The organism is Acinetobacter sp. ANC 4654, assembly GCF_002135425.1.
GTDB classification, from domain to species: domain Bacteria; phylum Pseudomonadota; class Gammaproteobacteria; order Pseudomonadales; family Moraxellaceae; genus Acinetobacter; species Acinetobacter kyonggiensis.
The window spans coordinates 78,067-91,529 of record NZ_NEGL01000013.1 but is presented as its reverse complement, the minus strand read 5'-3'; the positions used below and the strand labels follow the sequence as shown (position 1 = coordinate 91,529).

At 42.7% G+C, this 13,463-nt stretch carries 10 protein-coding genes; 8 read left to right on the top strand and 2 right to left on the bottom strand.

Going from position 1 to position 13,463, the window contains the following annotated elements:
* The 3 genes from B9T24_RS15735 to B9T24_RS15725 form a co-directional block, all read left to right on the top strand.
* On the top strand, nt 1-558 hold a 558-nt coding region (locus B9T24_RS15735; protein WP_143223767.1), incomplete at its 5' end, for an AMP-binding enzyme.
* A gap of 214 nt (nt 559-772) precedes the next feature.
* Complete coding sequence (locus tag B9T24_RS15730; RefSeq protein WP_086166657.1) at nt 773-1,576, top strand: thioesterase family protein; 804 nt, start codon at nt 773-775, stop codon at nt 1,574-1,576.
* A 652-nt stretch (nt 1,577-2,228) separates the two neighbouring features.
* Entirely contained in the window at nt 2,229-4,433 is a 2,205-nt protein-coding gene (locus B9T24_RS15725) for an OsmC domain/YcaO domain-containing protein (protein ID WP_086166656.1), read from the top strand.
* Between the two features lie 142 nt (nt 4,434-4,575).
* Here B9T24_RS15725 and B9T24_RS15720 read toward each other — a convergent pair whose 3' ends face one another.
* The gene (locus B9T24_RS15720; protein ID WP_086166655.1) at nt 4,576-5,667 is read right to left on the bottom strand and encodes a transcriptional regulator; all 1,092 of its coding nucleotides are present in this window, start codon (nt 5,665-5,667) and stop codon (nt 4,576-4,578) included.
* A 237-nt stretch (nt 5,668-5,904) separates the two neighbouring features.
* Nucleotides 5,905-6,888, bottom strand: a complete 984-nt coding sequence (gene lipA, locus B9T24_RS15715; RefSeq protein WP_086166654.1) for a lipoyl synthase — start codon at nt 6,886-6,888, stop codon at nt 5,905-5,907.
* A 363-nt stretch (nt 6,889-7,251) separates the two neighbouring features.
* Between lipA and B9T24_RS15710 the strand changes: the two genes are divergently transcribed.
* The 5 genes from B9T24_RS15710 to B9T24_RS15690 all read left to right on the top strand — a co-directional run bounded on the left by B9T24_RS15710 (nt 7,252) and on the right by B9T24_RS15690 (nt 13,427).
* Nucleotides 7,252-8,214 carry a thiamine pyrophosphate-dependent dehydrogenase E1 component subunit alpha gene (locus tag B9T24_RS15710; protein WP_004649079.1) on the top strand — a complete coding sequence of 321 codons (963 nt, stop codon included), beginning with the start codon at nt 7,252-7,254 and terminating at the stop codon, nt 8,212-8,214.
* 15 nt (nt 8,215-8,229) lie between these two features.
* Nucleotides 8,230-9,249, top strand: a complete 1,020-nt coding sequence (locus B9T24_RS15705; protein WP_086166653.1) for an alpha-ketoacid dehydrogenase subunit beta — start codon at nt 8,230-8,232, stop codon at nt 9,247-9,249.
* 1 nt (nt 9,250) lies between these two features.
* A complete protein-coding gene (locus B9T24_RS15700; protein WP_086166652.1) occupies nt 9,251-10,804 on the top strand; it encodes a 2-oxo acid dehydrogenase subunit E2 in 1,554 nt (517 codons plus the stop codon).
* Between the two features lie 10 nt (nt 10,805-10,814).
* Nucleotides 10,815-12,215, top strand: coding sequence for a dihydrolipoyl dehydrogenase (lpdA, locus tag B9T24_RS15695; RefSeq protein WP_086166651.1), 1,401 nt, complete (start codon nt 10,815-10,817; stop codon nt 12,213-12,215).
* A gap of 153 nt (nt 12,216-12,368) precedes the next feature.
* The gene (locus tag B9T24_RS15690) at nt 12,369-13,427 is read left to right on the top strand and encodes a 2,3-butanediol dehydrogenase (RefSeq protein ID WP_086166650.1); all 1,059 of its coding nucleotides are present in this window, start codon (nt 12,369-12,371) and stop codon (nt 13,425-13,427) included.
* Nucleotides 13,428-13,463 lie beyond the last annotated feature (36 nt).

Below are 13,463 nucleotides of genomic sequence, written 5' to 3'. Positions count from 1 at the left end.
CGCGTTCATCCACACCTTGAAATTAAAATTGTTGATGAAAATGGTAAAGTTGTGCCACGCGGCAAACTGGGTGAACTCTGTGTGCGCGGTTATTCAGTGATGCTGGGCTATTGGGAAGACAACGATAAAACTGGAGAAGTCATTGATGTTGCCAAATGGATGCATACGGGTGATATTGCTGAAATGGATGATGAAGGCTTTGTGAAAATCAAAGGTCGCATTAAAGATGTGGTGATTCGTGGCGGTGAAAACTTATTCCCTAAAGAAATTGAAGATTTTCTTTATACCCATCCAGATGTTTCTGATGTGCAAGTGATTGGCTTACCTGACGCACGTTATGGTGAGGAACTTTGTGCATGCATTATTTTGCACGATCATCACCAAGCCAATGAAGAAGAAATCCGCAAATATTGTGCAGAGCATATTTCTCACAATAAAGTGCCACGTTATGTGCGTTTCTTTACTGAGTTTCCAATGACGGCTTCTGGCAAGGCACAAAAATTTAAGTTGCAAGAATTTATGCGTCAAGAGCTTAATCTAATTGAAGATATTGCCTGATATTGATTATCAGGTATTGATTATCAGGTTCTGTATTTCTCCTTTTATTTCAGTGTATGGAAATAAAAGGAGAAGCAAGATTTTAATGCTTAATTTCAATCTTTATTTTCAATGATCTTTGCTTCACATCTATATGATGTAAATCTAAATAATCATATGAAAAAATAAATAAATTCAATGCTATAAAGAAAGCCAACACCTAAATAGGGAATCTATGTCAGCTTATTATTCATTATTAAACAGTGAACAACATGCCGATGGCAGTGTCACGGCTTATTATCGTTCCAATATTCATGCGCAGGGTGCATGGAATCCACATGAGCAGCATATGGCACCTGCAACGGGTATTATTTGTGCTGAATTGGAGCAATTCCAACTGCGAAATGACATGCGTATTGGTCGGGTCAGTTTAGATATTTTTGGTTTAATTGCATTTGGTGAATTCAGTATTACCACGCGAATGATTCGAGCAGGGAAAACCATTGAGTTAATTGAGTCTGAAATGCGAGCCAATGGGAAGACCTGTATTGTGGCACGAGCATGGAAAATGATGACACAGGATACAAAAGCCATTGAAGGTTTAGAAGACCAAAGGGTGGAGCATCCAGAAAATTTAGCAAGTTGGGAGGGGATGAAACATTGGTCGGGTGGATTTATTCAAAGTATTGAAACTCGTGCAAATACAGCGCATCGCGCTGGTAAAGGCGTTGTTTGGCTCACTACGCCTTTGGCTATGATTGAAAATCGGCAGAGCACCGATTTTGTAGGATTGATGGGCTTGGTCGATACCGCCAATGGCATTGTTCCAAGACAAAAACCGACGGATGGCTGGGCATTTCCAAATCTAGATTTACAGATCCATCTACACCGTTTACCCCAAGGCAAGTGGTTGGGTATCGACGCGATCCAGCAATTTGGTACAGATGGTATTGGAATGACCAGTTCAATTTTGCATGATGTGCATGGACCTTTTGGTCGGAGTGAGCAAATTTTAACATTAAGAAAGTTAGCGATCTAGTGTGTTGAACACTGCTGAAATAAAAATAGCGAGTGCGGTAAAATTTAAAATACCAAAAGAAATTGAGCACTCGCTATATACTGACGAAAGTTGAATTTTTTACTGATTTTAAAGGCTGATGATAAAGCCAATAAGCTTGAATTTAGTGGAAAATTTTTCAGAGTGGCTCAAGCAGAAAATAGAAAAATGAAAACGCCTTCCAATATTCAAAATACAGAAGACATATCAGTTTGATAAGCGTCATATGGACTGGCATGTATATAAAATCAGATAGCTTAAGATTTTTTACAAGTTACCTGCATAGAATTTCTCAAGCCAGCATCTCGAGTATTTTCCGTATAAATCACAGACAACGATACGCCATATTTTGAGATTATCGAAGATAAGTGGATTAAAATTTTGGTCTAAGTTGTTCTTATTTTTTAAAAATTTCATAAATAAGCTGGAAAGACAGACAAAAGTTATCAACGCCACAAAATAACTCTATAATAGCGCCCATTATGACTAGAGCCAGACATTCAGTCTATGAGCTCAATATCTAACTCTAGTCACTCTTTTTTTAAGTCAATTTCTTCTCCGTGATTCGGCTTATATCTCAATATTTGGAATTTTATGTGTCCATACTGACACATAAGAATAGTTAGGTGCCAGCATGGAAATCAAGGTTAATTATCTCGACAACCTTCGACAAGAAGCCAAGTTCGATGAATTCTCGGTGATTGCCGATCAGCCGATCCGTTACAAAGGTGACGGTTCTGCACCGGGTCCGTTTGACTATTTTCTGGCATCATCGGCATTATGTGCAGCTTACTTTGTCAAAGTGTACTGCGCAGCCCGCGATATTCCGACCGATAATATTCGCCTGTCGCAAAACAATATTGTTGATCCAGAAAACCGCTACAAGCAGATTTTTAAAATTCAAGTTGAGTTGCCTGCTGATATTTCAGAAAAAGATCGTCAAGGCATTTTGCGCTCAATTGATCGCTGTACCGTAAAGAAAGTGATTCAAACTGGCCCAGAGTTTATCATTGAAGAAGTGGAAAGCATTGATGCCGATGCACAAGCGTTGCTGATGCCAAGCTTAACTTCAGAAAACAGTACTTTTATTGCAGGTAAAGATCTGCCGTTAGAAGAAACCATTGCCAATATGTCCAGTATTTTGGCAGGTTTAGGCATGAAGATTGAAATATCTTCGTGGCGTAACATTGTGCCGAACGTGTGGTCTTTACATATTCGTGATGCACAATCGCCGATGTGTTTCACCAATGGTAAAGGCTCCACCAAAGAAAGTGCTTTGGCTTCGGCACTGGGTGAATTCATTGAGCGTTTAAATTGTAATTTCTTCTATAACGATCAGTTTTGGGGTCAAGAGATTGCCAATGCTGAATTTGTGCATTATCCAGATGAAAAATGGTTTAAGCCGGGTGCAGAAGGTGAGTTACCGACTGAAATTCTCGATGAATATTGTTTAGAAATTTACAATCCAGACGATGAGCTGCTAGGTACGCATTTATATGATACCAACTCAGGCAATACTGAGCGTGGCATTTGTTCACTACCATTTGTACGTCATTCCGATAGTGAAGTGGTGTATTTCCCATCGAACTTAATTGAAAACTTATATTTAAGTAACGGTATGAGTGCAGGCAATACCTTGGCTGAAGCACAGGTACAATGTTTGTCAGAAATTTTTGAACGTGCTGTGAAGCGTGAGATTTTGGAAGGTGAAAAGACTTTGCCTGATGTACCGCAAGAGGTATTGGCGAAATATCCAAGTATTCTGGCAGGCATCAAAGGCTTAGAGGAACAAGGTTTCCCAGTATTGGTTAAAGATGCTTCATTGGGTGGGAAATATCCTGTGATGTGCGTGACCTTAATGAATCCGCGTACAGGTGGTGTGTTTGCCTCTTTCGGAGCACATCCAAAATTGGAAGTGGCATTAGAACGCAGTCTGACGGAATTGTTACAAGGTCGCAGTTTTGAAGGTCTGAATGACTTACCAAAACCAACCTTTAGCAGTAATGCCGTAACTGAACCGAATAACTTTGTTGAACATTTTATTGATTCTAGTGGCGTGGTGTCATGGCGCTTTTTCAGCTCGAAGTCAGAATATGATTTTGTCGAGTGGGACTTTACCAATCAAGGTGAAAACTCCAACGCTGAAGAGGCTACGGCGTTATTTGGCATTCTTGAAAATATGGGCAAAGAAGTCTACATGGCGGTGTATAAGCATTTAGGCGCAACGGCTTGTCGTATTTTGATTCCAGGTTATTCGGAAATTTATTTGGTTGAAGACTTGGTCTGGGATAACACCAACAAAGCCTTGTTATTCCGTGAAGATATCTTGAACTTACACCGCTTGGACGATGAACAGCTTGAAGCATTGGCTGAACGTCTAGAAGAAGTTGAAGTGGATGATTACACCGACATCACCACATTGATTGGTATTGAATTTGATGACAATACAGTTTGGGGACAGCTCACGATTCTTGAGCTAAAACTGCTGATTTATATTGCTTTACAAGCGTTTGAAGAAGCAAAAGAACTCGTGGAAACCTTCCTTCAGTACAATACCAATACCGTTGAACGTGGACTGTTCTATCAGTGTATGAATGTGGTTCTAGAAGTCGAACTTGATGATGAGATGGACTTGGATGATTATGAAGCCAATTTCCGTCGTATGTTTGGTGACGAACGTATGGATGCAGTCATTGCTTCGATGGACGGTAGTGTACGTTTCTACGGTTTAACAGAAACAAGCATGAAACTTGAAGGCTTAGACCGTCATTTACGTCTAATTGAAAGTTACAAAAAACTGCATGCAGCGCGTGCCAAAACGCTAGCTTTAGCCAGTTAGGATGAGAGTCGTCGCAGGAGCAGCCACAAGTATGATGGGGTTGCTTCTAGCGCTGACTGAGTTACTAAAGTTTAAAAAAAGCAAAGTTGAGTAACTGAGTTATTCAACTTTGCTTTTTTTATGCAATAAAGATGAATGCGGCTTAGAGTAATTTTAAAAAATAATCTCTATAGTTGTTGTTTTGTGGAAGCAATTCCAAAAGACGCTGTACCGCATCAATCCGTTCAGGAACGCGACCAATAATTCGTAACAGTTGATCAATATCTTGCATCTGATAAATAAGATGGCTAAGTCGTGCGTCAAAACAGTTACGCCATGTACTTAAAAATGGACTTTCAGATTTACTTAGAAAACTTCCTTTATATAACGCGAAAGTACTGGCAAGAAAGCCTGCATTTAAGGATTGTTCAGCTCTTAAAAAATCGCATTGAATTTCACAGCTTAATTTGTAAATGCGGGGTTCAATACAATTTGGTAGTAAGTTGCGCAGTTGGGAAAGTTCTGCTTTCAGTGTCTTAATGCTGACATCACGCTCACCATACAAGGCATAATGCAATTCATCTAAACCAATTCCATTTTTATGTAAGGCTAAAATACACAGGATCTCAATTTGTCGGTGACTCAGGGTTAAAACCTGCTGATTAAACTGAATCCAAGGTGTACCTAAAGCTTTAATATAAAGTACATTTTTTTGTTCAAACTGTATGGCACGTTGTACCAAATCTGCACAACGCTCAACGGCAAGTAAACCGAGTGGCGTATGCTTTTTATATTTGGTTGAAAGGTTGATAATGCCATGAAACTGACCAGAGCTAGGATCTAGAATCGGTGCGGCATAGCATACCCAGTCGCGCACGCTGTCCATTTGATTTTCATGCGAGTAAACGCAGCTAGATACATGGCTGTTTAATGTCAGTCCAATAGCATTGGTTCCAACTGCCTGAGTTGACCAATGTCCACCTTCAATGAAATGAACCTGCTCGGCAGAAGAAAGCATGGCTGAGCTGCTCCATGTCCATAACAATGTGCCGTGATGATCCGTTAAACCAATCGCCATGCCAGAATCATCGGCAATTTTAAGCAAATCAGCATAATTATGCTGAATAGAACGGCGGAATAAAGAAGGCTGAGATTCTTGCGGCAGGGTTAAAATAGGTGCTGCATGGACCGCAGCCAAATTGACCAAATGCGTCGTTTGCAATGCTTGAGCATGTGCTTTATTGAACAGGTTCATATCATATTCCTTTATGATTGGGCGGTAAGATCCATAATGCCCAGTGCCTATTTCTATTCTCATATTACAAGCCATCTAGCTTTTTATCTATGGCCTGATCTTTGGTCAGTCGTATTATTTAGGCTTACTTTAGAACCCTCTTGAGCAACAAGAAATACTTATTTCTGACTCAAATGTTAAAAAAAGTAACCATTCTGCCGAAGTACACTTTTGAAAAATAGGTGAGCTATTTTTTCATTATGTGCGTTTATCCCGTTTAAATGGTTTGGGCACAGGCTCACCATAATATTGACGGTCGGCAAAGTAGCTGGAACGTACCATGGGTGCACTCCAAATATTTTTAAAGCCCAAACGCTCTCCATGTATTTGATAGTGTTCAAACTCTTGCAAAGAAACAAAGCGCTGAATAGGCGCATGTGACTTAGACGGCTGTAGATATTGACCAATGGTTACATAATCGACCCAGTGATCACTCAGATCATTCAGTAAAACAAGGACTTCAGCTTCCACTTCACCTAAACCGACCATCAGTCCGCATTTTGTTGGGACATCTGGACAGTACTGTTTAAACTTTCGCAGCAAATCAAGTGAATGTACATAGTCAGAACCGGGGCGCATGGCGCGGTACAGGCGGGGAACGGTTTCAATATTATGGTTAAAAACATCAGGTGGATTTTCACTGAGGATTTTTAACGCAATATCCAGACGACCGCGGAAATCTGGCACTAAAACTTCAATTAAGGTTTCTGGGCTGGTTTGGCGAATTTCTTGAATACAGTCAGCAAAATGCTGAGCACCGCCATCTTTTAAGTCATCTCGGTCTACCGAAGTAATCACCACATATTTTAAATTCAGATTTTTAACCGTTTCGGCCAAGTGCCGCGGCTCATCGGGGTCCAACGTATTGGGTCTGCCATGCGCGACATCGCAAAATGGGCATCGGCGCGTACAGATATCGCCCATAATCATGAAAGTTGCAGTGCCACCGCCAAAGCACTGCGGCAGATTGGGGCAAGCTGCTTCTTCACAGACGGTATGCAGTTTTTGCTGGCGCAATAAGTCTTTGATCTGCCGAATTTCTTCTGGATGACTAATTTTGGCACGAATCCATTCCGGTTTTTGCGGGATTTTTTCAGTGGCAATAATTTTAATTGGGATACGTGCAAGTTTCTCTGCCCTCCTTAATTTTTGACCTGTTTGAGTAGCGTGTTTTAAATCCATTTTAAAATAGTCCATTAAATAAAATAATTAAAATATGAGAGAACATTATTATTTATAATGTCAAACTCTGTTTATATTACTTAAATTAAATAATTCAAATAAAAATAACAACAATATTAAACAAAGGTTGGTTAAAAGTTGGTTTTTATGATTTTTTGACGGTTAATAAAAAATTACAAATATAAAACTATTTTAAATTATTGTTTTTAATCATTTTGTTTTAAATATTTATGCTTCTGCTATTTAGTCTAATATTAAAATAAAGAGAAATATTTTTATATAAACAAATAAATTCTGAATATTAATTTAGAGTTTTTACATTATAAATTTTGCTTTTTATAGTAAAGAGAAAGGATTAATAATATGCAATTAACGGAAGAGCAATTGCTAGCTGCATATAAGCGTATGCGAGATATTCGTGAATTTGAGGATCGGCTTCACGATGAAAATAATACTGGCGATATCCCCGGCTTCATTCATTTATACAGTGGTGAAGAAGCCGTTGCTGTTGGGATTTGTGAAAATTTAACTGATAAAGATTTTATTACCTCGACCCATCGCGGGCATGGCCATTGCATTGCCAAAGGCTGTGATATTCACGGCATGATGCTGGAAATTTTTGGTAAGGATGACGGTCTATGTCGCGGTAAAGGCGGTTCGATGCACATTGCCGATTTGGATAAAGGTATGCTGGGTGCAAACGGTATTGTCGGTGGTGGCCCACCTTTGGCGATTGGCGCGGCTTTAAGCGCAAAAACTTTGAAAACGGGCGGTATCGGTTTGTCATTTACTGGTGACGGCGGTTCAAATCAGGGCCTCACCTTTGAAGCCATCAATATGGCGGTGGTTTTAAAACTTCCTGTAATTTTTGTTTTTGAAAACAATGGTTTTGGTGAAGGTACAGCGCATGATTATGCTGTAGGCAGCAAAGATATTGCAGGGCGCGCCGCGGGGTTTGGTCTGCCAGCTGAAAAAGTGGATGGAACAGATTTCTTTGCGGTTTATGAGGTTGCACAAAAGGCCATTGAACGGGCGCGTCGTGGTGAAGGGCCGAGCGTGATTGAAACGGTCACCAATCGTTTTTATGGTCATTTTGAAGGTGATCCGGGGCTGATCCGTTCCAAAGAAGAACTGGATTATGTGAAAGAGCATAAAGATCCGCTGAAAATTTTCCGTGAAAAAGTCAAAGGCAAAATTGACGAAGCCAAACTGGATGCGATTGATGCTGCTGCAAAAGCCAATGTTGATGATGCTGTAGCCAAAGCACGCGCAGCAAAATATCCAGAAGTTTCCCAACTACTTACCGATGTTTACGTCTCTTACTAAAGGAATAGTAAAACAATGCCAAATAAAAGTTATCGAAATGCGATTAAAGAAGCGATTGAATCAGAAATGCGCCGTGATCCTTCAGTCATTGTGGTGGGTGAAGATGTCCGTGGCGGTCATGGTGGCAAAAATACCGACGACAATAAACTGGAAGGTTTTGGCGGTGTATTGGGTGTTACCAAAGGTTTATGGACAGAATTTGGTTCAGAGCGCGTCATAGATACTCCAATTACCGAATCTGCCATTATTGGCATGGCGGCGGGAGCAGCCGCGACAGGTTTGCGTCCTGTGGCTGACCTGATGTTCATGGACTTCTACGGTGTGTGCTATGACATGCTGTATAACCAAGCAGCAAAATTCCGCTATATGTTCGGTGGTAAGGCCAAAGCACCAATGGTGGTACGCGGCATGATTGGAGCTGGTTTTTCTGCCGCAGCGCAGCATTCACAGTCTCCTTATAATGTCTTTGCCTCAGTTCCCGGCTTAAAAGTTGTTGTACCGTCTAGTGCTTATGATGTGAAAGGCTTACTGATTCAAGCCATTCGTGATGATGATCCAGTGGTGTTTTGTGAGCATAAACTGCTGTATGACATCAAGGGTGAAGTACCCGATGAGGCTTATACGATTCCTTTTGGCGTGGCGAACTATACCCGTGAAGGGACGGATGTCACCATCATTGCCTTAAGTTTAATGGTGCATCGCGCCAATGAAGTTGCAGACAAGCTGGCGAAAGAGGGCATATCAGTTGAAGTCGTAGACCCACGAACCATTTCACCTTTGGATGAAGAAGGTATTTTAGAGTCGGTTGCTTCAACTGGTCGTGTCGTGATTGTTGATGAATCTGCTGCCCGCTGCGGTTTTGCCCACGATGTTGCAGCGCTGATTGCACAAAAAGGCTTCCACTATTTAAAAGCGCCAATTGAATTGGTGACCCCGCCACATTCACCTGTACCGTTTTCACCTGTGCTGGAAAAAGAATGGTTGCCAAGCGCAGCGCGTATTGAACAGGCTGTACGTAAAACTTTGGAGGCTTAGGATGAGCGAAATTAAAACCTTAGAAATCCCCAAATGGGGGCTGTCCATGGAAGAGGGTACCATTGCCCAGTGGCTCATCCAAGAGGGTGAACATTTTACCAAAGGGCAGGAAATTTGTGAGATTGAAACCACAAAAATCGTCAATGTGCTGGAAGCGCCATTCGAAGGTACATTGCGTAAAATTTTAGCAAAAACTGGGGATACCTTAATTGTCGGTGGCTTTATTGCAGTCTGCGCTGAATCACAGGTTGCAGATGCGGAGATTGATGCCTTTGTTCAGTTTTTGGGTGGCACACCTGCAGCTGCGGGTGCATCATCAAAAAGCGAAACAAAAACAGTTGCAGCCGCCACAGAAAAAACTGCGGCAGTTCAGGCTGAAACCGCAGCGCAAGTTATACCTGTGCAAAAGAGCGCTTCAAAAGCCTCAAAACTTGCTGTTCAAGGCGGCTATTCGATTCCTACAGCGTTACAAGGTTATCAGCGGTCTGAAGATGTTTTCGCAACACCGCATGCTTTAAGGCTGGCAGAAAAGCATCAAGTCAATTTGGCAAAAATTACTGGATCTGGACGTTCAGGTCGCATCAGTGTCAGTGATATTCAAACCGCTGTGATTACAGCGGGGGGGCAGTGGCCAGATATTCGTCATCAAGCCAGCGGAAAAGCGGTCAAATCGACTGCCGATGACAGCCAAATTGCTGCCACGCCAGTCGCGCGCCGCCTAGCCAAACAATGGGGCATCAATTTGCATGATTGCCGTACCTCAGGTTCGCGCGGCCGTATTTGCAAGGAAGATGTTGAAGCTGTTTATACACGTGACAATCCAAGTGTGAGTCCTACAGCATATGAGTCTGCACCCGCTCCATCTGCCGCAGTGACTACAATTGCCATGAATGGCATGCGTAGAGCAATTGCTGCACGCTTGCAGTCTGCGAAACGCAATGCACCGCATTTCCGTTTGATTGCTGATTTAAATGTCGATGCTATTCAGGCGCTGCGCAGCCAAATTAATGCCATTGTTCCGCAGGTTAAGCTGTCGATAAATGACATGTTGATTAAAGCTGCCGCTGCTGCCTTGATGAAAGTGCCGCAAGTCAATGTGCAGTTTGATGAAGAAAATCAGCAGATTTTACAGTTTGAGCATGCGGATATTTCTATCGCGGTTGCCATTGAAAATGGCTTGATCACGCCGATTGTGAAAGCGGCGAATAAAAAGTCTTTAGCAGAAATTTCTGCTGAGGTGCGGGATTTAGCCACACGCGCCAAAATAGGAAAGCTTACGCCAGATGAATTTCAAGGCGGCAGTTTCAGCATTTCAAATTTGGGCATGCTGGGCGTGAAGCAGTTTGATGCCATTATCAATCCACCACAGGGTGCTATTTTGGCCTTGGGCGCATCGGAGCAACGCGCAGTGATTGAAAATGACCAGATCGTAATCCGCCAGATGGTAACTGCAACATTGTCTTGCGATCACCGTGTGATTGACGGTGCTCTGGGTGCGAAATTTTTAGCAGCTTTTAAGCAGTTTGTTGAAAATCCTGCATTGATTTTGGTGTAGGAGATTGAACATGTCAGACATTCAATTTGATTTGATCGTCATTGGCGCTGGGCCGGGTGGCTATGTCGCCGCCATCCGCGCAGCTCAGCTTGGACTGAAAACTGCCGTGGTGGAGGCCAATCATTTGGGCGGCATTTGCTTGAACTGGGGCTGCATTCCAACCAAAGCACTATTGCATGGTGCAGAACTTGCTCAGCAACTCAAGCATAGCCAGCAGTTTGGTTTTAGTGTCGCTACGATTGATTTTGATATGACCCAATTGGTGAAGCATAGCCGACAAGTTTCCAGCCAATTGGTGCAAGGTATTGGTCAGCTGCTGAAAAAAAATCAAATCACGGTTTTTAATGCCAAGGCTAAGTTTACTGCAAAAGAACGCTTAGAACTGACCGATGCTGACGGGAACAAGCAGCAGCTTTTTGCACCGCATATTATTGTCGCAACTGGGGCGCATGCAGCGGCGCTGCCTCAAGTGCCGGTCGATGGAAAATATGTCTGGAGCTACAAAGAAGCGCTGATACCGGAACAATTGCCAAAATCATTGCTGGTGATTGGTTCGGGGGCAATCGGCAGTGAATTTGCCAGTTTGTATCATGACTTGGGCTGTGAAGTCACTTTGCTGGACATTGCCAAGCAGATTCTGCCTACAGAAGATGCCGAAGTGGCGCAGTATGTGCAAAAGCAGTTTGAGCAGCGCGGTATGAAAATTCTGACCGAAGCTACAGTGCAAAGTTTGCACATTCAAAATGAGCAAGTCACTTGCCAAATTGAAACAGTAGCAGGGGTACAGCATTTAACTTTTGACAAAGTGCTGTCTGCCATTGGCGTGCGACCAAATTCTGCCGAGCTGGGTTTAGATAGTCTGGGCATTGAACTGGACAAAGGCTTTATTAAAACCGATCAATGGTGCAAAACCAATGTGGTGGGCGTGTATGCGATTGGCGATGTTGCGGGTGCACCTTGCTTAGCGCATAAAGCCAGCCATGAAGCCATTCTGTGCGTGGAAAAAATTGCTGGCATAGGTAATGTTCATCCGCTGGATCGTACCCAAATCCCGGGCTGTATTTTTACCCATCCGCAAGTCGCCAGTATTGGCTTAACTGAACAAAAAGCCAAAGCAGCGGGTTATTCAGTCAATATTGGCAAATTTCCATTTCAGGCCAACGGCAAAGCATTGGCCTTAGGTGCTAGCGCTGGATTTGTCAAAACCATTATCAACCGTGAAACAGGCGAATTACTTGGTGCGCATATGGTTGGGCATGAAGTCACCGAGCATATTCAAGGTTTTGCAATTGCCAAGTACCTTGAAGCCACCGATGAAAGTTTGGCTCAGGTGATTTTTCCGCATCCGACATTATCTGAAGCAATGCATGAATCTATTTTATCTGCCATGCAGCGCGCGATTCATATTTAAAAACAATAGGTTTTTCAGGGTCTAATCGGAACGTGCAGCGTTTTAGCTAGGCCCTGAATAAGCCGATCCACGGCACTTAAATCACATTTAAATAACATTACATTCAATAGTGCTGCTGATTTTAGGCAGCCAAGCAATAAATTGGGAGCAGTTATGAAAGCAGCGCGTTTTTATGATCGAGGCGATATTCGCATTGAAGATATTCCAGAACCGCAAGTGACCGCAGGCACTGTCGGCATTCAAGTGGCGTGGTGTGGTATTTGCGGGACTGACTTGCATGAATTTATGGAAGGTCCCATTTTTATTCCACCGTGTGGGCATCCGCATCCTATTTCGGGTGAGTCTGCGCCAATTACCATGGGGCATGAATTCTCTGGTGTGGTCTATGCGGTCGGTGAAGGCATAGATGACATTCAGGTCGGACAGCATGTGGTGGTTGAGCCTTATATCATTACAGACGATGTGCCGACAGGACCAGAAGATAACTATCATTTATCGAAAAATATGAACTTTATTGGATTAGGCGGGCGCGGCGGCGGCTTGGCTGAAAAAATTGCAGTGCAACGCCGCTGGGTACACCCCATTTCCAATGATATTCCATTGGATCAGGCGGCTTTAATTGAGCCTTTGTCGGTTGGGCATCATGCCTATGTCCGCAGTGGTGCAAAAGCTGGAGACATTGCTTTGGTTGGTGGTGCAGGACCAATTGGTTTATTGCTTTCCGCTATTTTAAAAGCCAAAGGTTTAACGGTGATCATTACCGAATTGAGCGCTAAGCGGAAGGAAAAAGCCAAAGAAGCTGGTGTTGCCGATTATGTGCTTGATCCGTCGGAAGTGGATGTGGTTGCAGAAGTCATAAAAATTACTGCAGATCGCGGTGTGGATGTGGCCTTTGAATGTAGCAGTGTCAATAAAGTGCTGGATACTTTGGTGACTGCAATTAAGCCGACAGGCGTGTTGGTGATTGTTTCGATTTGGAGCCATCCTGCCACAGTCAATGTGCATAGCGTGGTGATGAAAGAGCTGGATATCCGCGGCACAATTGCTTATGTCAATGACCATCAGGAAACCATTAAATTGGTTGAACAAGGCAAAATTAATTTAGCGCCATTTATTACCCAGCGTATTGCACTAGATGATTTGGTCTCGGAAGGTTTTGAAACGCTTATTCATAACAATGAATCGGCAGTTAAAATTATTGTTCATCCGTAACGGATTTAAAAAGCAAGATTAAAGCGCGTCAAACAA

Bases quoted from the DNA above. Each gene is read 5' to 3' on its own strand.
- B9T24_RS15730 (WP_086166657.1), top strand. From the start codon at position 773: ATGTCAGCTTATTATTCATTATTAAACAGTGAACAACATGCCGATGGC.
- B9T24_RS15725 (WP_086166656.1), top strand. From the start codon at position 2,229: ATGGAAATCAAGGTTAATTATCTCGACAACCTTCGACAAGAAGCCAAG.
- B9T24_RS15720 (WP_086166655.1), bottom strand. From the start codon at position 5,667: ATGAACCTGTTCAATAAAGCACATGCTCAAGCATTGCAAACGACGCAT.
- lipA (WP_086166654.1), bottom strand. From the start codon at position 6,888: ATGGATTTAAAACACGCTACTCAAACAGGTCAAAAATTAAGGAGGGCA.
- B9T24_RS15710 (WP_004649079.1), top strand. From the start codon at position 7,252: ATGCAATTAACGGAAGAGCAATTGCTAGCTGCATATAAGCGTATGCGA.
- B9T24_RS15705 (WP_086166653.1), top strand. From the start codon at position 8,230: ATGCCAAATAAAAGTTATCGAAATGCGATTAAAGAAGCGATTGAATCA.
- B9T24_RS15700 (WP_086166652.1), top strand. From the start codon at position 9,251: ATGAGCGAAATTAAAACCTTAGAAATCCCCAAATGGGGGCTGTCCATG.
- lpdA (WP_086166651.1), top strand. From the start codon at position 10,815: ATGTCAGACATTCAATTTGATTTGATCGTCATTGGCGCTGGGCCGGGT.
- B9T24_RS15690 (WP_086166650.1), top strand. From the start codon at position 12,369: ATGAAAGCAGCGCGTTTTTATGATCGAGGCGATATTCGCATTGAAGAT.